At 68.1% G+C, this 19,819-nt stretch carries 17 protein-coding genes and 2 pseudogenes; 8 read left to right on the forward strand and 11 right to left on the reverse strand.

Going from position 1 to position 19,819, the window contains the following annotated elements:
* Positions 1–517: 517 nt before the first annotated feature.
* Positions 518–892: a fic family toxin-antitoxin system, toxin component gene (locus tag GFH48_RS01245; RefSeq protein WP_153286442.1), complete on the reverse strand. Its 375-nt coding sequence runs from the start codon at positions 890–892 to the stop codon at positions 518–520.
* A gap of 56 nt (positions 893–948) precedes the next feature.
* Here GFH48_RS01245 and GFH48_RS01250 point away from each other — a divergent pair.
* From GFH48_RS01250 to GFH48_RS38870, 3 genes and pseudogenes are all read left to right on the forward strand, one after another.
* Positions 949–1,152 (forward strand): annotated as a pseudogene (locus tag GFH48_RS01250) (transposase); the annotation flags it as partial.
* A 155-nt stretch (positions 1,153–1,307) separates the two neighbouring features.
* Positions 1,308–2,102, forward strand: coding sequence for a hypothetical protein (locus GFH48_RS01255; protein WP_153286443.1), 795 nt, complete (start codon positions 1,308–1,310; stop codon positions 2,100–2,102).
* 125 nt (positions 2,103–2,227) lie between these two features.
* A pseudogene (locus GFH48_RS38870) lies at positions 2,228–2,622 on the forward strand (transposase family protein); the annotation flags it as partial.
* 478 nt (positions 2,623–3,100) lie between these two features.
* Here the strand turns inward: GFH48_RS38870 and GFH48_RS38875 are convergent.
* From GFH48_RS38875 to GFH48_RS01265, 3 genes are all read right to left on the reverse strand, one after another.
* Entirely contained in the window at positions 3,101–3,472 is a 372-nt protein-coding gene (locus GFH48_RS38875; RefSeq protein ID WP_228120242.1) for a hypothetical protein, read from the reverse strand.
* Between the two features lie 608 nt (positions 3,473–4,080).
* Positions 4,081–4,365 carry a hypothetical protein gene (locus GFH48_RS01260; protein ID WP_153286444.1) on the reverse strand — a complete coding sequence of 95 codons (285 nt, stop codon included), beginning with the start codon at positions 4,363–4,365 and terminating at the stop codon, positions 4,081–4,083.
* Between the two features lie 86 nt (positions 4,366–4,451).
* Entirely contained in the window at positions 4,452–8,087 is a 3,636-nt protein-coding gene (locus GFH48_RS01265; RefSeq protein ID WP_228120244.1) for a S8 family serine peptidase, read from the reverse strand.
* Positions 8,088–8,637: 550 nt separating this feature from the next.
* Here GFH48_RS01265 and GFH48_RS01270 point away from each other — a divergent pair.
* The 5 genes from GFH48_RS01270 (at position 8,638) to GFH48_RS01290 (ending at position 12,699) form a co-directional block, all read left to right on the forward strand.
* Positions 8,638–9,207, forward strand: a complete 570-nt coding sequence (locus GFH48_RS01270) for a hypothetical protein (RefSeq protein ID WP_153286446.1) — start codon at positions 8,638–8,640, stop codon at positions 9,205–9,207.
* Positions 9,208–10,080: 873 nt separating this feature from the next.
* Complete coding sequence (locus tag GFH48_RS01275) at positions 10,081–10,692, forward strand: DUF6461 domain-containing protein (protein ID WP_153286447.1); 612 nt, start codon at positions 10,081–10,083, stop codon at positions 10,690–10,692.
* Between the two features lie 7 nt (positions 10,693–10,699).
* On the forward strand, positions 10,700–11,143 hold the full coding sequence (locus GFH48_RS01280; RefSeq protein ID WP_153286448.1) for a hypothetical protein: 444 nt from the start codon (positions 10,700–10,702) through the stop codon (positions 11,141–11,143).
* A 393-nt stretch (positions 11,144–11,536) separates the two neighbouring features.
* The gene (locus tag GFH48_RS01285; RefSeq protein WP_153286449.1) at positions 11,537–11,863 is read left to right on the forward strand and encodes a hypothetical protein; all 327 of its coding nucleotides are present in this window, start codon (positions 11,537–11,539) and stop codon (positions 11,861–11,863) included.
* A 398-nt stretch (positions 11,864–12,261) separates the two neighbouring features.
* Complete coding sequence (locus tag GFH48_RS01290) at positions 12,262–12,699, forward strand: AAA family ATPase (protein ID WP_228120246.1); 438 nt, start codon at positions 12,262–12,264, stop codon at positions 12,697–12,699.
* A 166-nt stretch (positions 12,700–12,865) separates the two neighbouring features.
* Here GFH48_RS01290 and GFH48_RS01295 read toward each other — a convergent pair whose 3' ends face one another.
* The 7 genes from GFH48_RS01295 to GFH48_RS01320 all read right to left on the reverse strand — a co-directional run bounded on the left by GFH48_RS01295 (position 12,866) and on the right by GFH48_RS01320 (position 19,759).
* Positions 12,866–14,014, reverse strand: coding sequence for an LLM class flavin-dependent oxidoreductase (locus tag GFH48_RS01295; RefSeq protein WP_153286450.1), 1,149 nt, complete (start codon positions 14,012–14,014; stop codon positions 12,866–12,868).
* Positions 14,007–15,098: an LLM class flavin-dependent oxidoreductase gene (locus GFH48_RS01300; RefSeq protein ID WP_153286451.1), complete on the reverse strand. Its 1,092-nt coding sequence runs from the start codon at positions 15,096–15,098 to the stop codon at positions 14,007–14,009. The genes GFH48_RS01295 and GFH48_RS01300 overlap by 8 nt, the downstream gene beginning before the upstream one ends.
* Positions 15,095–16,471 (reverse strand): NtaA/DmoA family FMN-dependent monooxygenase, encoded by a 1,377-nt coding sequence (locus GFH48_RS01305; RefSeq protein WP_153286452.1) that lies wholly within the window; start codon positions 16,469–16,471, stop codon positions 15,095–15,097. Before GFH48_RS01305 ends, GFH48_RS01300 begins: the two co-directional genes overlap by 4 nt.
* A 20-nt stretch (positions 16,472–16,491) precedes the next feature.
* Positions 16,492–17,709 carry an LLM class flavin-dependent oxidoreductase gene (locus GFH48_RS01310; RefSeq protein WP_153286453.1) on the reverse strand — a complete coding sequence of 406 codons (1,218 nt, stop codon included), beginning with the start codon at positions 17,707–17,709 and terminating at the stop codon, positions 16,492–16,494.
* Between the two features lie 76 nt (positions 17,710–17,785).
* The gene (locus GFH48_RS40030) at positions 17,786–18,007 is read right to left on the reverse strand and encodes a putative leader peptide (RefSeq protein ID WP_407698602.1); all 222 of its coding nucleotides are present in this window, start codon (positions 18,005–18,007) and stop codon (positions 17,786–17,788) included.
* Positions 17,919–18,644 carry a GNAT family N-acetyltransferase gene (locus tag GFH48_RS01315; RefSeq protein WP_153286454.1) on the reverse strand — a complete coding sequence of 242 codons (726 nt, stop codon included), beginning with the start codon at positions 18,642–18,644 and terminating at the stop codon, positions 17,919–17,921. The genes GFH48_RS40030 and GFH48_RS01315 overlap by 89 nt, the downstream gene beginning before the upstream one ends.
* Positions 18,645–18,733: 89 nt before the next feature.
* Entirely contained in the window at positions 18,734–19,759 is a 1,026-nt protein-coding gene (locus GFH48_RS01320) for a transporter substrate-binding domain-containing protein (RefSeq protein ID WP_153286455.1), read from the reverse strand.
* Positions 19,760–19,819 lie beyond the last annotated feature (60 nt).

The raw sequence follows: 19,819 nt of genomic DNA on the forward strand, positions 1-19,819 counted from the left end.
TCGGCGGGATGCCCGAGGACGTGCTGGACGCGGTCGCGGGCGTCCCTCGCCGCGCACGCCGGCCAGGAGGCGGTGGCCAGCGCACTCGGGCCCGGCCTGTCTCTGGTCGCGCGTCGGCTCCCGTACTGGCTGCCCGTGACGGGGCTGCCAGGGACACGGGAGGAAGTCCTGTGGGCTGGTGAATCCGCACCAGGCTGCTGCTCTCCCCGCGAGCCCGTCACGGGCAGCGAGCAATTCTCCGGGCTGCCGGCCAGCGACAGGCACGCCGTGCATCGTCGTTCGGTACGGAGGTCGGTGCCGGGCGTCGCAAGCTGGTGGTCCGTCCCGTGTGCCAGCATCCGTAGCGGTGTCCTGTCCACCCCGGGACGCTTCCAGCCGCGCGTGGCCGTCGACCCACTCCGCTCCGGACGGCTGCGCACGGCCCCGGACTCACCCTGCCCTGACTCACCCTGGCCTGGCGCACCCGCGGCGGAGGACGACCGTGGTTGGGGTCAGGCCGTGAGGGTGCTGCCTCGGCTCAGTGGGCGATCCACGTCTTGATCTCGGAGGCGATGCTTCGCACGTCCAGACCGTCGCGACTGACACGGGTCGCAAGACCGGCGGCCTGCTTGGGCTGGACGTCCAGGATCTCGCCGCTGACCGAGAGGTAGGAGGCGGCGACGACCGCGCTGAACAATTCGTTGGAGTGGTCGAGGGCCGGGCAGCGGAGGAGCTGGTGCATGAGCGCCGCTGCCCGGTGGTGGGACTCGGCGTAGACGAGCGTGTCCATGACCGTGTCGGCGTGCCGTGCGGCCGCGGCCGCGAGTGTGCCGAAATCGGAGACGTCCGGGTCTCCGGGGATGTGGCGGTGCGCGAGGTCGAGGAGCCAGGCGCGGTCGATGCGGACGATCACGCGGCGGTCGCCGGCCCACGGTTGGCGGCCGCGCTCCCGAATTCCTCGGTGAAGGGATTGCGGTGCCTCGTGACCGGGACGGCTCGTTCGAGCCGAAGATCGTCAAGAGGCACAAGCGCCTGACAGGCGTCGACCAGATGGCGATCTCGCTGGCCGCGAAGGGCCTGACCACCGGCGAGGTCCGGGCACACCTGGCCGAGGTCCATGGCGCCGAGATCACCCGGCAGACCATCTCCACCACCACCGACCAGGTCCTCAAGAGCCGGGTCGGGGCGGTGCCGTGGTGATCAAACCGTTGCCGCACCGCGTACAACCGCGTAGGGCTCTCCGCTGTCCGACAGTTGGCCGCTGAGGATGATCCTCTGGCCGGTGCGCATACGTCCCGTCGGGGGTGCGCGGAGAGGACGGCTTGTAGATGGAGAAGACGACGATGGGCTGGGCGATGAGGAGCACGGCGGTGGCCGCGGGAGCGGTGGCCGTGTTCACCGGGGTGACGGCAGTGCCGGCCGGGGCGGCGGAGGGAGGGGTCTCCTTCAGTCGAGTCACGGTGAACAGCGGGAAGCCGATTGTCATCGGAACCACCAAGGAGGTCGTCGTGCCCGCGTCCTTCCGGATGACGACCAAGCTCAAGTACGACTACGGGCCGACCGTGTTCCCCTACCGGGGTAAGCCGGACTCGGGGGACACGCTGCACAGTTCCGTCATCACTTCCGACTGCCAGGTGGTGGACAAGGCCAAGGGTGTCTGCGACTTCGAGGAGTGGCTGTACATCGACCCGCGGTACTCCGACTTCGGGAACGCGTACGCCGGTACCTGGAAGACGGCCGCGCGGGTCTTTCTTGCCGGTGACGCCTACGACACCGACGACAAGAACCTTCCGTTGCAGGTCAAGCGGGCGACCACTGTCACCGTCAACGCCTCGCCGGAGCCGGTGGCGGCAGGCAAAACGATCACCGTCACCGGGCGGGTGGAACGGGCGAACTGGGACACCCACACGTACCAGGGGTACGGCGGCCGCACGGTGAGCCTGCAGTTCAAGGCGTCGGGCGCCTCCTCGTACACGACCGTCAAGAAGACGACGTCGAGCAGCACCGGGTCACTCAAGACCACGGTGAAGGCCACCAAGCCGGGAACCTGGCGCTGGACGTACTACGGGAACTCCACCTCCGGAGCGAAGTCTTCGACCGGAGACTACGTCGCCGTGAAGTAGACGACGCGCCCGGACCGCTTTCCCTCGCATGATGACGACGCATGCCGCGCAGCAGTGCGTTGCTTGGCCGGCATGGCCGAGCAACGCACTGGGTCACGGCGGCCGGCCATCCGTGCCTCTGACCCCTGCCGGAGAGGTTCGGTCTCGAAGAACAAGGACCACGGACGTGTCCAGTCACTTCCCTGTCCTTCCTTGCCGCCCGCCCGCATGAACACCGTCGTCGGGTGGGAAGCCACAGGCGCCGGCCCTCTGCCGGCCGTCGAGCTTGGCTGGCGCCGCCGCATCCGCGTATTGGGGCCACGTACGCCCAACTCGCAGCAGGTTTCGAGGTCGGAACGAGCACGGCCCATCGCTACATCAGCGAAGGCGTACGTTGCTCGACGGGACACTCCTGCCGATCGAGCGGATCGCCGCCGACCGGCCCCATTACCGTGGCAAGCAAAAGAAGCACGGCATGGACGTGCGGGTCATCGCCGATTCGTTCGGCCGGCTGCGGTGGGCCTCGCCCGCACACGCCGGGTTCGGGTGGGTACGTCTTCCTCGCCGGCTGCTGCATCGAAGGCGGAGGGCGGGCTGCTTCGGTCTCGATGGGGCCGCGTGAGGTGGCATACGAAGGAGAGGTGGGCACCTTGCGCGGGTATCGGCTCCGCCACCTCAGCGGATCTCTCCGACCGGGAACCCCACGTCAACGTCTGGGCGGGCCCATCTTCCGTCGTACGGCGGCTACATGAGGAACGTCTACCTCTGCGTGCCGCGGAATCAGTCCCCCGGAGTATCGGTCCGTTGACCCGCCCACCGCGACGACGCCCGACTCGTTCGGCTCGCTGCACCTTCAGCCGAGCCCACGAAGGCTGTGCGGCCCGACGGAAGATCCGGCAACCTCATGACCTGACCGCCCGCCGCCCGGGAGCGCTGACGGGCCCAGTCCCGGGCCGGTTCGCGCTCTGCGTTCGAGTGCAGCCGTGCTCGACGGCAGCCCGATCTCCCCACAGTGTCGCTCACGCCGCGACGTCGCCCGCACCCTTGGATTCCCTGATGTGCACGACGGTCGCTCCGACGAGGCAGGCAGCGGCCCCCACGGACAGGAACGCCCGGGTGGAGCGCCAAGACAGCACGGACCACTTCGACTGAGCTGAGAGCACCGATCCCGTACTCAGCCACGATCCGGCCGAGAGCAGAGACAGTGATGATCCGATCGAACCGACGGACAGGGAACTTCCGATCGACCCGACTGAAAGAGCGGAACCGACGGAGCCGATGGACAGCACGGATCCCACTGAACCGATGGACAGGATGGAGTCCTTCGACCACAGAGACAGCACGGATCCCAGCGAGTCCGGCTGGGATCCGGCGGAGGTTCTTTTTCTCATGTTCCCATCCTGCCCGTCCGCCGCCGCGTGCACGCCGTCATCGACCGGCACACGCGCTGCCGGCCGACAGCCTCGGCAGCAGCGACCCTCGGCGGCCCACACTCACCGCGCCACATCCGGCGAGCGCCTTCGAACACGGCCTCAGGCGAACGGCCGGGAGTCGGCATTCGCCCTCCGGACCTCGTCCAGCCCCGGACCCCATGACGCCGAACGTCAGGAAACGGGAACCCAAGCCGCCAACTGCTCGGCTATGACCGGTAGATCGACGTTGTCCTGCGCGACTCTCTCGACGAACGGGCCCGCGACGGAGCCAGGCGACGGGACGGCACTGGCGCTGACGCCACTGATCTTGTTGACCTGGTTCTTCACTGGTCAAGGCCAGCGGGCTCGCGCGCCCGCGCTCCTCGGCGGCGGAGTCGTCGAGCACCTGGTCCTCGTCCGGTCTCCCGCCTCCACGAGGGTTCTGGGTATGCCGTCGACCAACTGCATCCGGGATGCGCACAGTTGCTCGCGCTCGTCGGTTTCGTAGGACCCACGGCCCGTAACCCGACGGGGACGTCCCGCCACGGAACACCGGCCGCTGGTGCCCTTCTTGCGGAAGCGCAATTTCACCGGCTGGCCGACGTAGCGCGGGTCAGGTGGCTTCCGACGGTGAGGGTCTTGCCCTTCTTGACCGGCTCCTGCGAGGCGTTGACCGTCAGCTTGGCGTAACGCTTGACCTGCACCGTGGCGGCAACGTCCTTGCTGACGTAGTCCCAGTCGTTGCCGCTCGCACTGGCTTGCACCTTCCAGGTTCCGGCCGTGGTGTTGTCCTGGTGGTCGACCTCGGGTTCATGGTCACGGTGAAGGTGCGGGTGGTCGTGGTGGCGTCGTGGGCCACGCCGTCGCCGCACACGTCGTCGGGTACCACGCTGCGGCCAGGCCACAGTGGCCGGAGTCCGCTGCCGTCAGAGGCGTGGGCTCCGGCCACTCGTGAGGACTACTTGAGTCCGAAGGCGCGGCGGATGGTCTGGCTGATGCCGCCGCCGTTGCGCTGCCCCACGGTGACCCGGAGGGATACGTAGCTCGCGCGGACCGGCGCGTGGAGCTGCGTCCGCCAGTTGCCCTTGTCCTCCTTCAGGGCCTGCCGGTGCCAGGACGCGCCGTCGTCGTAGGAGACCTCCAGCTCGACCGAGGTGACCACGTCCTGAGCGGCGTCGCTGCCGACGACTACGGGCCTGACCGAGAAACCTGACGCGCGCTCTGCGCGCCCGGCGAGGTCCAGATCGGTTCCGTAGTCGAGTTGGACCAGCGGGATGGCCTGATCCTCTACGTCGCCGGAGATGAACCTCCACTCGGTGTGCGTGGTGGTGGAGTAGGGGGTGAGGTCTGTGTTGCCCTTCGTGTCGGCGACCAGTCGGTAGGGGAGCTTCTGTGAGGCCAGGTCGCCGACACCGAAGTCGGGTCGCGGGCCGTTCCGCATCAGGAGTCGGTCACCCTGGTAGAGGGAGAAGCTCCGGGACATCAGGCCGGTGTCACCGCTGTGTGCGGACCCTCCGTCGCCGAAGCCCGCGAGGGTTCCGCCCATGGCGTTGCCGACACGGTGCGGCACCTCGAAGCTGAGCATGCGCGGGCGGGTGATGGGGCCGAACCAGTGTTCGTTCTGCACGCTGCGCGGCGGGTGACTCGCGATGTCGGTGAAGGTCGACCATCCGTCGATGGTCGCGTACTGCTGCCACTTGACGCCGTTCCCGGCGGAGACCCAGTCGGTGCGGTGCCCGGGGGTGACGGGCTCTCTCGGGAACGGGGGAACACGCGTCCCGCCGTACACGGAGTACGGGTAGGCGGCCGGCCAGTACTCGTACGACGGGCTGTCCTCCCGGCTTTCGAGGATCTGCTTGCCGGCGGGCGGAGCGAAGGTGTTGTCGATGCGGGCAAGGCTGCCGGGATCCGTTGCCGCGGACGGGTCCGCCGGCACCCCTCCCTGGTGGTAATCGGCCAGGTCGTACAAGTACTCCGGCGCCGGATGGGCCTCGACTGCCAACTTGACTCTGGTCTTGCCCGCGGCCCCGATGGCCCTGATGAGTGCCTCGCCGTCGTCCCTGGTGACCGACGCGACCGGGAGGGGCCCGGTCGTCTTCTCGTCCGGGTCGCCGTACCAGTCGTTCCTTCGCCCGTCGCCGTCGTTGACGACCAGGAGCATGGCCGCCGACGCGGCGTGCGCCGCGGCCACCTGGTCCGCCGGGGACACACTTGCCGTACTGCGGACGATCACCGCTCTGCCAGCGGCGTTGAGGCCCGAGTAGTCGGCGGGTGCACCACTTCCGGCGAAGACTGCGTCGACGCGCGTACTGCCGTCGTGGAAGTGAGCGGATCCTGGCTGCACCAGCAGCGTGTCGTCGAGTTCGTGCCCGCTGTAGGTGATCTCCAGCGGAGTCTGCTTGGCACGGATCCGGGTGGTGAAGACAAAACTGCCCTTGGTCACCTTCCCCTTGGTGGGAAGGGCCCACAGGCTGTCGTAAGCGGCGGAGGGCATGAGGATCTCGTGCAGTGCCTGTCCGTCGGCGGGCGTGGGCTCGCTGGAGGTGAAGGAGCGGTAGAGGTCGATTCTGCTGGTGGTGACGGACGAAGGCTTGGGAGTGGCCACCTTGACCTGGCGTATGCGCGAGGCGTCCAGGTCGACGTCCGTGTCCGATGTCAGCTCGAGTTCAGGAACGGTGAGGACCGCGAAGCCCAGGGAGTGCGGGCCGTGGCGGCCTTCCACGTCCAGTGTGGACACGACGGTGTAGGAGCCGGGTGCCCAGCGGCTGGTGAGTGTGCCGTCCGGGACCCACATGACGGTGGTCCTCCCGTCGGCGCCGGTGATCTCGACCTCACCGCTGACGGGCTTGCCCGCCCGGTCCTTCAGGCGGACTGTCAGAGCGTACTTCTCGGATTCGACGGACAGGCCCACGGCAGTGTGCACGGCGCCGACTGCGGAGCGGGCGACGACCTGGGCGGCATACTGACCCGCCGCCAGGCTCTTCGGGTCGGCCACGAGCCCGACCGACGAGGTTCCGCGCGCCGGCACCGTGACATGGTCGACCGCCAGGGCGAACACCCCCGCGGGCGATCCGCCGCGATCAACCGAGAGATCCAACGTGATCGGGCGGGCGGTCGTGTTGGTGTAGACGATTTGCCGTGTGACCGGCTTCGGCTTACGGCCGCTCGGCCAGGGGACGAGCCCCGCGTCCACCGACCCTGTCGCGACGACCTGGTCCTGGAGGTAAGCGGCGCCCACGTCCAGCCGGCCGGCACCGGCCTGGTAGGGACTGTAGTCCGGGGTCAGGACGCTGGTGCTCATCAAGGCGTCCTTGATGCGCTGCCCGGTCCACGTCGGATGCTTCTGCGCCAAAAGCACCGCCGCCCCCGTGACATGTGGCGCAGCCATCGACGTGCCGCTGTCCGAGCGGTAATAGCCCTCGCCCCAGCTCATCTGCTGCGATCGCGCGGCCAGGACGTCCACGCCCGGAGCGGTCAAGTCGGGCTTGAGGGCGTCGTCGTTCATCCTCGGCCCGGCGCTGGAGAAGTCGGCGAGGCGGTCGGAGGCGTCCACCGCGCCTACGGTCAAAGCGGCGTCCGCGGTTCCCGGCGCACTGACGCTGTACGGGCTGTTGCCCGCGTTACCCGCGGCGATGACGAAGAGCGCGCCCGTCTCCGCACTCAGTTGGTTGACCGCCTGGCTCAGAGGATCGTCCTGGGTGTGCCACGCGGGCGTACCCAGGCTCATGTTGATCACCTTGGCATGCTCGGTCCGCGCCGCCCACTCCATGCCCGCGATGATCCCGGATATCGGACCGGAGCCGTTGTCACCGAGAACCTTGCCCACGATCAGATCAGCGCCAGGTGCGACTCCCCGTTCCTTTCCGTCAGAGGCGGCGCCGGTTCCGGCTACGGTGGACGCGGTGTGCGTCCCATGTCCGTTGCGGTCGATGACGCCCTCCCCCGCGACGAAACTGCGGGACTCCACGATGCGGCCGGCCAGATCCGGATGAGTGGTGTCCGCTCCGGAATCGAGTACCGCGACGCGAACACCTGCGCCGGTGCCCCCTGCTTTCCAAGCCTTGGGGGCGCCGATCTGCGCCGTGGTGTCCGCCAAGTCCGCCTGCGCCTTGCCATCGAGCCACACCTTGTCGACACCGGCTGCGAAGGAAGGACCCGTCACCTCGTTCCGGCTTGTACCGACACTTGCCGTGGACCGCGAGAGGTCCATCCCGTCGGTGCGGGTCAGGGCGGACCAGAACGCGGAGGCCTTCGACCGCCGGGTCTCGACGGCCTCACCGTGGACGGACGGAAGGCCCAGCGTGGTCTTCGCCCCGGGCAGCGCCGAGTTGGGCGGCAGCGCGTCGTCGGAGGCACCGCTCTTGAGAGCGGAGAGGGCTGGAGAGCGAGTGATGATCAAAGGGAGCGCGCTCTTGTGGGCGTCATCGTACCCCTGGGCCATCAACTGGGTGATGTTGAAGAGCTGTTTGTCGAGCCGCCCGGTCGCCACGTAGGGCAGGGTGCTGTCGGGGTACACGAAGGTGTCCCGGCCCTCGATGGCAACGCGTACCGATCCCTCGGCTCCCGGCGCACGCGTGACATCGTCGACGGACACCGTTCCATCCGGTTCCTGAGTTGCCGTCACCTTGTCACCGGTGATCAGCGTCAGCGTGACGGGCGCGCGCCGCGCACTGCTGTGTTCGCCCGGCGTGGCGTGCGGCGGCCGTAAAGGAGTGGCGCCGTGGGCCGTCGTTGGGGTCGCCAGTGTGGCAACAAGAACTGCGGCGACGGACGCTGCAGATCTTCGGGCAAATGGGTGCAGCACATTCCCTCCAGAGTCAGTGATCGACTGAATCCGACCACCTCTGCAGAAGAAATGTAAGTACTTGAATTCCCGACTACCTGCCTGTAGGTGCGAACACCTCCTGCCGTCGCCGACCAGCAGCCCACTGAACAACCATCATGGAGAGCCTATTTGAGGCTGGTTGCGAGGAGCGAGGTTCTCCGGTGCCGCAGCAGACGTCGAGCGCGCGACCGCTCTCGGGAGTCGGAGCGTCCTCGAAAAGCTGGCGTTTTTCCTCATCGGAGGATCAGTTGAAACAGTGGCCGTCGGCGTAGTGGATCCCGCGCGGCACACTCTGGGAGTGCCGTCCTATGGTTCGGGGATGAGTAACTCCGCTGCGGCTGCTGTCCTCACAACCAGCGATCTGTCTGAAGCGATACGTGCGGTGCGTACTTTGGTGGCCTTGGCAGACATCGAGCAGGGCGAGGTCGACTTCGAAGCCGTGATCAGGTCGCAGGATGTCCTGGCGCACGTACGCCATGTGTTGCCCAGGCTCGAGTGGTGGGCGTCGGCCGGCGAGGAGCACGGTTCGTCGAAGTCCGGCGACGATCCTGCGGACTGCCTGCCGATCCGAGTGTTCGACTGGTGTCGTCCGGTGGACCGCGCTGAGCCCTTCATCGCTGCCCTGGGGCCGGATTCCGCGGCAGTTCGGTGGGATCTGGACGCATGGCCTGCGGTTCCCGAAGCGGGACTGGAGGCGATCTCGCAGAAGTACGCGTACCTCACGCTGACCGTGAACTCCCGGGACCTCTACCAGGATGAGCCGTCGCAGGACCACACCGTCCACGTGCACGTGCGGAACCGGAACGGCGACCAGATCGACCGCGTCCATTGGCTGGCCGGCCAAGTGGGTGGCCGATTCACAGGAAGGGTGGAGCTGGCGCCTCTGTAACCTCTCAGCACAGGCAGGGCTGCTGTCTCCCTCTGCCTCTGTCACGTCATCGGCCGGTCAAGTCCTATGGAAGACGCACCTCGTGGCCGACTCCGCTGCCCTTCTCCAGCGCGGAACCGACCTGCGCAGCCGACTGGCCCACGGGCGCACGAGCCCGCCGGCAGGCGGGAGGGAAGAAGGGACCGCGCTGCACGGCTTTCCTCTCGCGGCCGGTGCAGATCGATGAGGAGGGAGCCGCTGGACCAGCCGGTTTCTGCCCGGGCATGACCGGCTGTTCGGGCAAGTACTGTCTGGGCCGCGTGACAATCCGACTTCGTGCTGTCAGCCATCCTCCTTCCTGGGACGCACATCACATGGCACCCGAGGATGCCACGACAGTGCGGGGCGGGAGGGGATCATGGTCGCCGCCAAAGTCTCTGGCGCGGTCCACGAGCGGGGGAGAATTTCGGGGCCCGGGGACGTGATGCTCGCTTCCAACTGCCCCAGGCTCCCCAGGAGAACCACGCACTGGCGGCCAGGGCGCGGACGATACCTGGGGTGTCGTGTCCATTTGCGGCGCTGAGCACGCCACCGATGGCGCCGACGATGAGAGCCAGCGTGAGGAAGGACCAGATCACGATCTTCATGTCGTGGAACGATATCCGGCCCGTGCCGGCCCCCGGGGCGCAGGGAAGCAGCACCTTGCCTGGCGGGTCGCCAGCCGTCCTGGTGCTGACGTATGTGCCGTCTTGCTCACCCTGCCGGGGCATACTCTGCCGAAACGATCTCTCGTTCACTCCTCTGACCTGGAGATTCCCGGAGCTGCCGACGGAGCCGCGATGAGATGAGGGATGGTTCCGGCCGATGTCAGTGGTGTGGGCGAGTATCTCGACCATGACTGCGACTGCTGCCGATTACGTGTGGCTCGAAAAGCTTTTCCCTGACCTCGCGGAGGCGTATTGCTTCACTCTGGTGTACCAGGTGTCGCCGTCAGAGCTCCTGGCCCGTCTTGGAGGTCAGGTCGAACTCTCCCGTACGGGGACGGCGGCGATAGTCGACGCGGCTGTCGACCTCTGGGCGCGTTCCGACCGCGCTCGGCGATTCATGGCCATGACCACCGTTGGCGACTGGACTTTGCTGATTGAGCCCATGGGCTGTCTCGGCGCCACCGAAGAGAACGCTCTGCCGACATCCGCAGGAACACGCTGGGTCTCGCATTTCGCCGACATCAACGGCATCAGCGGTTTCCTCTGGGCCCAAGACGGCGTCAAGCGCCTGACGTTCGAGCCTGGGCTGCCCGACCACCGATGGGGAACCACTCCTGACGAACTTCTGGACGCCATGCACCAGAGCGGCTTCCAGTTCTGGGACGAGGCCTCCGACACCGCGGAATGCCTGGCCACGGGGGCAGCATTCGCCCTTGCCGACCACCTGACGGGTGTGCGCATCACGCCGGGACTTCTACGGGACACCGTCTTTGTCTGCGGCAGCGCGAAGATCGGGTGAGCGCGTGATGACCTCACTCCTCGACGACATCCTGACCAGCGCCCGGTGGATCGCCTGCGCCCTCAACAGCTCGGGATACACTGCCGACTTCACCCCCGGAAGCCTCCGAGACGTCGAGCGGTTCATGGTGGAGCACAGCGACCGTGGGGTTGCGTTGGCCGGCGGACTCCTCGCAACAGAGGTGGGGCCAAGACTGTTCGCTCTGGGCACCTACGTCGGCGAGACCGTCCGACGCACCCGCGGCGGTACATGGGGGGCGGACGGCGACGGCCCGACTGCCGAGATGAACATCGCCCTCCACCTGCCGGACGGTTCGATCATCTGGCCCGTCCAGCGCGTGATCAAACGGTTCCGCAACGGTCCGGAGGACAGCATCGCGTTCTATGGCGTCGCGCTCGGGCTGACGGACACACCTGGACAACCCCGTCACCGGTTCCGCTGCCGCGAGTGACGCGGATGCGGGGAGCCGGCGACCGCGGCGACGATTACTTCGGCGTTGTCAGGCGATGTCGCGGACCTTGTCCGTAGCACTCATTCCCTCAATCAAGATCATTACCGGTGTGCTGTAGGCGACTTCGCGAGAGGAATACGGCCATCGGCGGGTGACATCCCGCCAGCGATCGTGAACTCCACGATCACGGAGGAGACATGTCCCTCTTCAAGGCCGCTCTGTTCGACTGGGTTGGAACACTCACCGCCCCCAAGTGGGGTTCTGCCCAGACGACATCCAGGGGTGCTTCGTGGATCCGACGCTCATTGCGGCAACTCGAGCGCGACTCGTCCGATGTGGAAGCGCGGGCGGATCAGCGCAGCCCTGAGCGTAGCCGGCAAGCTCCCTCACGTCGTGGAGGTTTGGGCTGGAGCGGACCTGTCGGCCGCAGCACACCGTGACAGCTACGACCGGTGGATCGACGCCGCAGGAGCGGACGCGGTCCTGGCCGACGAGATGTACACGGCACTGTCCGATGCACGCGGAAACGCCCTTGCCTCCGATGTCGAACCCACACTCGCAGCGGTCAAGGCGGCCGGCTTGAAAGTCGCCATTGTCAGCGACATCCACGTCGATATCCGGCCCGCTTTCTTGGAAAGCAGCCTCGATGCCTACGTTGACGAGTTCGTCTTGTCGTTGGTGACGTGGGACCAGTCCAGGCTGGTTCGGGTGTCGCCGTAGTGGTGGGCCACCTTGCCGGCGCCGGGCGAGAAGAGGGTGAAGTCGGTAGCGCCTCGGCGCGGCGTAGTAGCCGCTGCGCGCGTCACAACCGATCCTGTTCCGGAAGGTCGGCAGGGCTGTCGGGGGTATGGCGCACATGCGTCTCCCCGGGGTGCTCCGTCGCAGGCATTCGGGGGCGACGGCTCGCGACGGCTTCGGCACGGCCGGGATGTGGTGCTGACGTGGGAATCAGGCGCGGGTCGGCGTGGAGCCTTCTCGGCTGGCGGCCGTGGATGCGGGGGACGCGGACAGCATCCTGGCCGAGCCGCTGGTCTGATGCGCTCCGGCTGTAGCGTTTCCTGCACCGGCTGCTCCGCGGCCGGACTGGGCCCTTCTCGCACTCCACCGACGGCGCGGAGATGGACAAGCACCTGCGGGTCGACACCATCGCGCAGGCGATCGTCCGTTCCGGGGTGGCCCGGCATCCGGTTGGTCCCGTGGGCTATGTCGTTGGATATGCCCTGGCCGGGGGGCATTTGCGGCAGGAGCTGACCGTGATCGCGGAATCGGTCAATCCGCCGGGTGTGACGCGTGACGCCTGGCGGAGAACGGCCGTCGAGGCGCGCTTGCGTGTCGTCGAGGTGGAGGTGGTGTGCTCCGATCGGGCGGAGCACCGACGCCGCGTGACCTCGCGGTCGACCGACACTCCAGGCCTCCCACTGCAGGACTGGCAGCAGGTCATCTCCCGGGAGCGGGAGCGCGAGCCTTGGATCCGCGAGCGCGTCGTCATCGATACCGCGGGACAGAGCCCACAACAGTCACTGGCTCCGCTCCACCGCGGCCTGGCATCGGGCTGACGGGTAGGCCGGGCGACCGTGCAACCGCCCGGCTCGGCCGAGTCGTCGCGTACGTCCGGCGTTCGAGCACCTCGACGCCGGGGCCGACTCCGGGGCCGACGTCGGGGAGGCCGCGGACCGCGCCGAAGCGGTCGCCTGATGCCGGCCGATGAGGTTCCCCCGAGTTTCAGCTCCGTTGGAAGGAGTGATCCCGTCGGCGCCATTCCCCCGCGAGGAGTTCGTACGAGCGGACCCGGTCCTTGTGGTCGTGGGTGATCGTCGTGATGAGCAACTCGTCCGCGCCCGTCGCCTCCTGGAGCTGTTCCAACTGGTCGGCCACCCGGCCCGGCGAGCCGACGAACTGGGTGTCGAGGCGGTCCTGGACGAGGGCCCGGTCCTCGTCCGTCCATGGGTGCGCGCGTGCTTCCTCCGGCGTCGGGTACTCGATGGCGCCCTCGGCTGTGCGGATGCTGCGGACCCACGGGCCGTATCCAGTGGCGAGTACGCGGGCGGCGTCGTCATTCTCGGCGACGACGACGTCCGCCGAGACGCTGATGTACGGCTTGTCCCGGAACTCGGAAGGCTGGAAGGAGGACCGGTAACCTTCCACCGCCTCCAGGACCGTCGCCGGGCTGACGTGGTAGTTCGCCGCGAACCGCAGACCGTTGCGGCCCGCGACAGCGGCACTCTGCCCCCCGCTGCTACCCAGGATCCATACCTCTACGTCGGCACCTTCCCCCGGCACGACGCGGGCCTCGACGCCCTCCGGAGAGCGGTAGGTGCCGGCGAGCAGGGCGAGGATGTCGTCGACCTGCTCGGCGTAGTCCTGTGATTCGGCGCCCGGCAGCATGAGCAGCTTGCGCTGCAGCGCGATGCGGGGTGACCCGAGCAGATGCTCGAAGGAGAAGCGGGGCGGGATCAACACGCCGTTCGGGGTGCGGCCGTCGACGACCGGGGTCGCTGTCGGCAGCGGTGCGGCGAGCTGTCCCGGCGGACGGCCGCCCGAGCGGCCCAGGCCCAGATCGAAGCGGCCCGGGTGCAGCGCGTCGAGCAGGCCGAACTCCTCCACCGTGGACAGCGCTGTGCGGTGCCCGAGCTGTACGGCCCCGGAACCGAGCCGGATGGTGGAGGTGGCGGATGCTGTCAGGGCCAGGACGACCGCGGGTGATGTTCCGGCCACACCTGGATTGAGGTGGTGCTCGGCGAACCAGTAGCGGGCATATCCGAAGCGCTCGGCCTGCTGTGCGAGGTCGATGGAGTTGCGCAGGGCATCGGCTGCCGTCGAACCGGAGGGGATCGGGACCAGGTCGAGCACGCCGAGGGCCGTATCAGACATGGACGGACTCCTGGGTGAGCGGTGGCGCCGCAAGCACGGGTCCCCACACGAACGGCGGGTCCGGGATCTCGCGCCGCAGTACGGGGGCAGCCTTCGACTGGAACAGCTCGAGCGAAGCACGGTGCTGGGACTCCGTCAGCCCGCCGGCGTCGGCGTGCAGGTGGAGCACGGTGTGCCCGAACTGTTCGTGGTACCGGTGCACCTTGTCGATGACCTGTTGCGGGCTGCCGATCAGAGCGGAGCTGTGTTCGGCGAAGTCCTCCAAGGTCTCGAAGACGACCGGCAGGCCGGCCTTCTTGAAGAACGCCAGGTTGGACTCGAAGACCGGCCGATAGGCTGCCAGCGCCTCCTGCGAGGTGGGGGCGACGTAGATGCCCGCGGTGCCTGCGCCGACGGCGATCTGCGCCGGGTCGTGCCCGTAGTGCTCCCACCGCTCGCGGTAGTAGCGGATCAACTCGGCATATGGCTCTATGGGGTTGGTGACGTTGGCGGAGAAGAGCGGGTCGCCGTAGCGGGCGGCCAGGTCGACGGACTCCTTGCTGGTCGCACTGCCGTGCCAGACCCGGGCCGGCTGCTGATACGGACGCGGCCACACCTCGGCGTCGGTCAGCGGGGGACGAAAGCGGGTGTCGGCCGTGACCTTGTCCTGCCGCCAGATCTTTCGGAAGACCTCGTAGCTCTCGGCGTTGCGGTCCCACTGGTCCTCGGGCGTGACGTGGAACAGGTCCCGCTGAGCAGCGCCGTTGCCCTTGCCGATGATCAGGTCGAGGCGCCCGTTGGACAGGTGGTCGAGGGTGGCGTAGTCCTCGTACGCCCGGACCGGGTCCAGCAGGCTGAGCGTGGTGACGGCAGTGAACAGGCGGATGCGCTTCGTCAGGGCAGCCACATGGCTCAGTACGACGGTCGGTGAGGAGGAGATGAACGGCCGCTCGTGGCGCTCCCCCACGCCGAAGCCGTCGAAGCCCAACTCCTCTGCGAACAGGGCGTTGTCGAGGACCTCGCGGAAACGGGCGTGGGTCGGCTTCTGCACTCCGGTGACGGGATCCGGGCGGTGCACGATGAGTGTGATGGCAAGGAATTTCACGACGCCACCCGCTCCTCGCGCCGCAGATCGTCAGGGAGGGCGAGGCCCAGGTTGTGGCGGAGGGTCGGGCCCTCGTAGTCGGTGCGGAAGACACCCCGTTCCTGCAGGAGCGGTACGACCTTGTCGGCGAAGTCGTCCAGGCCGGTGGGGGTGATGTGCGGGACGAGGATGAAGCCGTCACTCGCGTCGGCCTGGACGTACTCGTTGATGGTGTGGGCGACGGTCGCAGGCGAACCGATGAAGTTCTGGCGGTTGCCCGTCTCGATGACCAGGTCGCGGATGGACCAGTTGTGGGCGGCGGCCAGCTCACGCCACTCGCGGGCAGTGGCGATCGGGTCGCGGTACATGCGGGCCTGGGCGCGGCCCTGGGAGATGTGGTCGGCGCTGACATCCGGGTCGACGTCGGGCAGTGGACCTTCGGGATCGTAGGAGGACAGGTCCCGGTTCCAGACGAACTCCAGGTGCTTGATGGCGGTGGCCCCGCTGACCTGCAGGCGGCGCACGTCCTTGGCCAGTTCCCCGGCCTCTTCGTCCGTGTCGGCGAGGACGAAGCTCGCGGCGGGCAGGATGAGCAGTTCGTCGTGGCGGCGGCCGTATTTGGCGAGGCGCTGCTTGACATCCCTGTAGAAGGCCCGTCCTCCCTCCAGGGTGGCGTACCGGCTGAAGATGGCGTCGGCGCTGGAGGCGGCGAACTCGCGGCCTTCGTCGGAGTCGCCGGCCTGGAAGATCACCGGGCGGCCCTGCGGGGAGCGTGGGACATCGAACTGGCCGTGGATGTCGAAGTGTTGCCCATGATGGACGAAGGAGCCGGCCTTCGTGTCGCGCAGGAACGCACCGGCCGCCTGGTCGGCGACGATCTCGTCGCCGTGCCAGGAGTCGAAGAGTTCGTTCGCGGTGGCGAGGAATTCCTTGGCACGGGAGTAGCGCTCCTCCTGTGGCAGGAAGCCGCCGCGGCGGAAGTTCTCGCCGGTGAAGGCGTCCCAGGAGGTGACGACGTTCCAGGCGGCTCGTCCGCCGGAGAGGTGGTCGAGGCTGGCGAACTGGCGGGCCACCTCGTAGGGCTCGTTGAAGGTGGAGTTGATGGTGCCGGTCAGACCCAGGTGTTCGGTGACGGCGGCGAGGGCGGTGAGGATCGTGAAGGTGTCGGGCCGTCCGACGACATCCAGGTCGTAGATCTTCCCGCCCTGCTCGCGCAGGCGCAGGCCCTCGGCGAGGAACAGGAAGTCGAACTTGGCGCGTTCGGCGGTCCGCGCGAAGTGCACGAAGGAGCTGAACTCGATGTGGCTGCCGGCCTTCGGGTCGCTCCACACAGTCGTGTTGTTGACGCCCGGGAAGTGCGCGGCCAGATGAATCTGCTTCAGGGGCTTGCTCATGGTGGGTGCGGTCCTTCGCTTCAGGCGGTGGCGGCTGCGGCGTAGCGGTTGGCGGGACGGTGCAGGCCCAGCAGGCCGCGCAGGGTGTCGGCTTCGTAGGCGGTGCGGAAGGCGCCCCGGCGCTGGAGCTCGGGGACCAGGCCCCGGGTGATGGCGGGCAGGTCGTGGCCTGCGACCGCGGGGCGCAATCGGAAGCCGCTCAAGCCGGCTTCGCCCAACTCATGAAGCACATCGGCGAGTTGGGTGGGCGTGCCGGTGAAGATGCGTGCGTCACTCGTGTACGCCTCGCCGGCGAGAGCATCCAGCCGTGCCCGCCGGTCTTCGGCGGCGCCCTGGTCGTCGTCGAGGAAGACCACCAAGTCACCGAAGACGTGCAGGAGTTCGCCGGACCGCCCGGCCGCCGTCTGCTCGGCACGGATCTCCGAGACGATCGCGCGGGCCTGGTCGGCGTCGTGCGGGGTGACGTAGCCGATGTCGGCCTGCCGGGCGACCAGCCGGTACGGGACGGTCTGATGGGCGAGGGCGGTGACCAGCGGCTGACCCTGCGGCGGGCGCGGGGTGATGGACGGGCCCTTGACGCTGAAGTGCTTGCCCTCGAAGTCGATGTAGTGCAGCTTGTCGCGGTCGACGAAGCGGCCGGTGGAGACGTCCCGGATCTCCGCGTCGTCCTCCCAGCTGTCCCACAGCCGGCGCACCACCTCGATGTAGTCGGCGGCCTCGTCGAACAGCCCGGTGAGACGCTCCTGTCCGTCCGGGCTCTGCAGCTCCTCCAGACTGATCGGTGGGAAGGTGCGGCGTCCGAAGTGGTCGGCTTCGTGCGGGCGGGCGGAGATCTGGACCCGGAGACCGGCGCGGCCGCTGCTCACGTAGTCAAGGGTGGCGATCGCCTTGGAGAGGTGGAACGGCTCCGTGTGGGTGACGATCGCGGTCGGTACCAGGCCGATGTGCCGGGTGAGGGGCGCGATACGGGCCGCGGTCAGCACGGCGTCCAGGCGGCCGCGTACCTGGTCGGTGCGGCCGTCGAGCTCGCCGTAGTGCGAGGACTGGAGACCGAGTCCGTCCTCCAGGGTCACGAAGTCGAGCAGGCCGCGCTCGGCCTCGGTGACCTGGTCGGCCCAGTATCCGGCGGTGAACAGGTCCCGGGGACGGGCGACTTTCTCGCGCCAGGAGGCGGGGTGCCAGCCGGTGCCGTCCAGTGCGACGGCAAGGTGCAGAGGGGAAGCAGGATTTGCGGACACGGGGGTGCCTTCCTGGAGGTCCGTACGAGATCGCCGGCCCGCGGGAATCGGGGCGCACGGCGCTGGGGAAACGGGGTCAGGAGCAACAGAGGGCGCCGGCCACGCGCTGGAGGTCGATGTGGGGCCGGCCGTGGAGGAGCACGGCACGCGGTACAGGTGTCACGAGAACCACCTCCAAGTCATCGCCTTCGACAAGGACAACGGCACGGCTATGCCGTTTCTTCCAGGACAGCGGCTGCGGTCTGCCGTACGAGTGAGAAGGCGGTACGGCGGCGCAGGGTGAATCCGATCGATTCATACAGCCGGATCGCGTTCGCGTTGTCGGCCCTGGCATGCAGGAAGGGCCGCTCGCCACGGTCCTTGATGCCGGCCGCGACGGCGCGGACCAGGCGGGTGGCCAAACCCCTACCGCGATACGCCGGGTCGGTGCACACGGCGCTGATCTCGGTCCAGCCGGGTGGATGGAGCCGTTCGCCGGCCAAGGCGATCAAGCGGCCGCGGTGGCGGATGCCCAGATAGGTGCCCATCTCGACGGTGCGGAGCAGATAGGGCCCGGGTACCGTGCGGGCGACCAGGTCGAGGATCTCGGGCACGTCCTCGAGGCCAAGCCGTACGGTCTCGGAGTCGGGCTCCGCCCGCAGGCCGGTGTCCACGAGCTGGACGCCGTATCCGGTGCGCACCACCTTCCAGCCCTCCGGCGCCTCGGTGACGCCCCGTACCGGGGCGGTGCCGCCAGGGCCGACGAGCGCGGCGAGGTCGTCCCAGGCACGAGGGTCGTCCTCGTCGGAGACGGCATGGAAGGGAGCGACGTCTTGGTGATAGCGGGCGGCGTGACCGATTCGTTCGGCGAAGTGGGCGTGGGGGCCGGTGAGCGCGGCCCAGGCGGGGTTGTCCAGGATGTGCGAGGACTTGGCGTCGAGGGCGGTGACGGACATGGTGTGGCGGTCTCCGGGGTGCGGCTCGGTATGTCCGGCGAGCGGGGAATCCATCCTGGGGCAGCGGCGGAGTCCCCGGCAGACGGTGGTCAGGAGTTGTCGAGCGGCAGGCCCGGCGGGTTGACCTCGGACTTGGCGGCGGCTTCGTTGGCGAGGTCGTACGCCTTGAGCCACTCTGCGTACTGACCGTTCTTGATCAGGTAGTTGATCGCGTCAGCGAGCGGCTTGGCGAGTCCGCTGTCCTTCTTGGCCGTTGCCGCGATCAGGCCCTGCAGGCTCGCGCCCGCACCGGAGTAGGTGCCGGCGGTGCGGGTGGCGTTGGGCGTGCCGGCCACCTGACGGTTGTGGTAGGCGAAGCCGGGGTTGGGACCGAAGGAGGCGTCGATCTTGCCACTGTTCAGGGCGAGGTAGGTGCTGGGGCTGTCCTGAAAATACTTGACGGTGAGCTTCTTGCCCTCCTTGGCCAGCTTGTCCTTCCACTCCAAGAGGATTCTCTCCTGGTTGGTGCCGGAGGCGACGGCGATCGTCTTGCCGTCGAGGTTCGCGTAGTTGCCGTCGAAGTTCCAGGTGCTCTTCTTGGGCACGATGAAGGCGAGGTTGTCCTGCCGGTAGGAGGCGAACTCGTACTTCTTCTTGCGCTCCTCGGTGTCGGTGACGTTGGAGAAGGCCACGTCGACCTTGCCACTGTCGATGCCGACGAAGAGGTTCTCCCAGGTGGAGTTCTTGACCTCGGCCTTGAGCCCGAACACCGCGGCAACCAGGCGGCCGAGGTCGGGCTCGGAGCCGGTGAGTGTCTTCTGGTCGTCGCCGACGTACGCCAGCGGCGGGAAACCGGAGGGCAGGGCACCGATGCCGATCTCCAGCCTGCCGCTCTTCTTGACGGCGGCGGGCAGCTCGGCACTGATGGATGTGACCTCGGAGACCTTGATGGTGGTCTGGGTGGCGGCGCCGTTGGAGACACGTCCGATGACGACCTCGCCGGACTTGGCACTGTCGGTGGTGGTGGCCGCGTCGCTGTTGCCACCGCAGGCGGCGAGCCCGCCGGCCAGGGAGGCGACGGCGGTCGCCGCAGTGATGCCGCTTGTCAATCTGCGTCGGGTGAAGTGCGTGGCCATGGCCGTTCCTTGTCGCTGAAGTTGATGAGGGTGGCGTGCGGGGGTTGGGGTGTCGTAGGG

Source organism: Streptomyces fagopyri (assembly GCF_009498275.1).
Taxonomy (GTDB): domain Bacteria; phylum Actinomycetota; class Actinomycetes; order Streptomycetales; family Streptomycetaceae; genus Streptomyces; species Streptomyces fagopyri.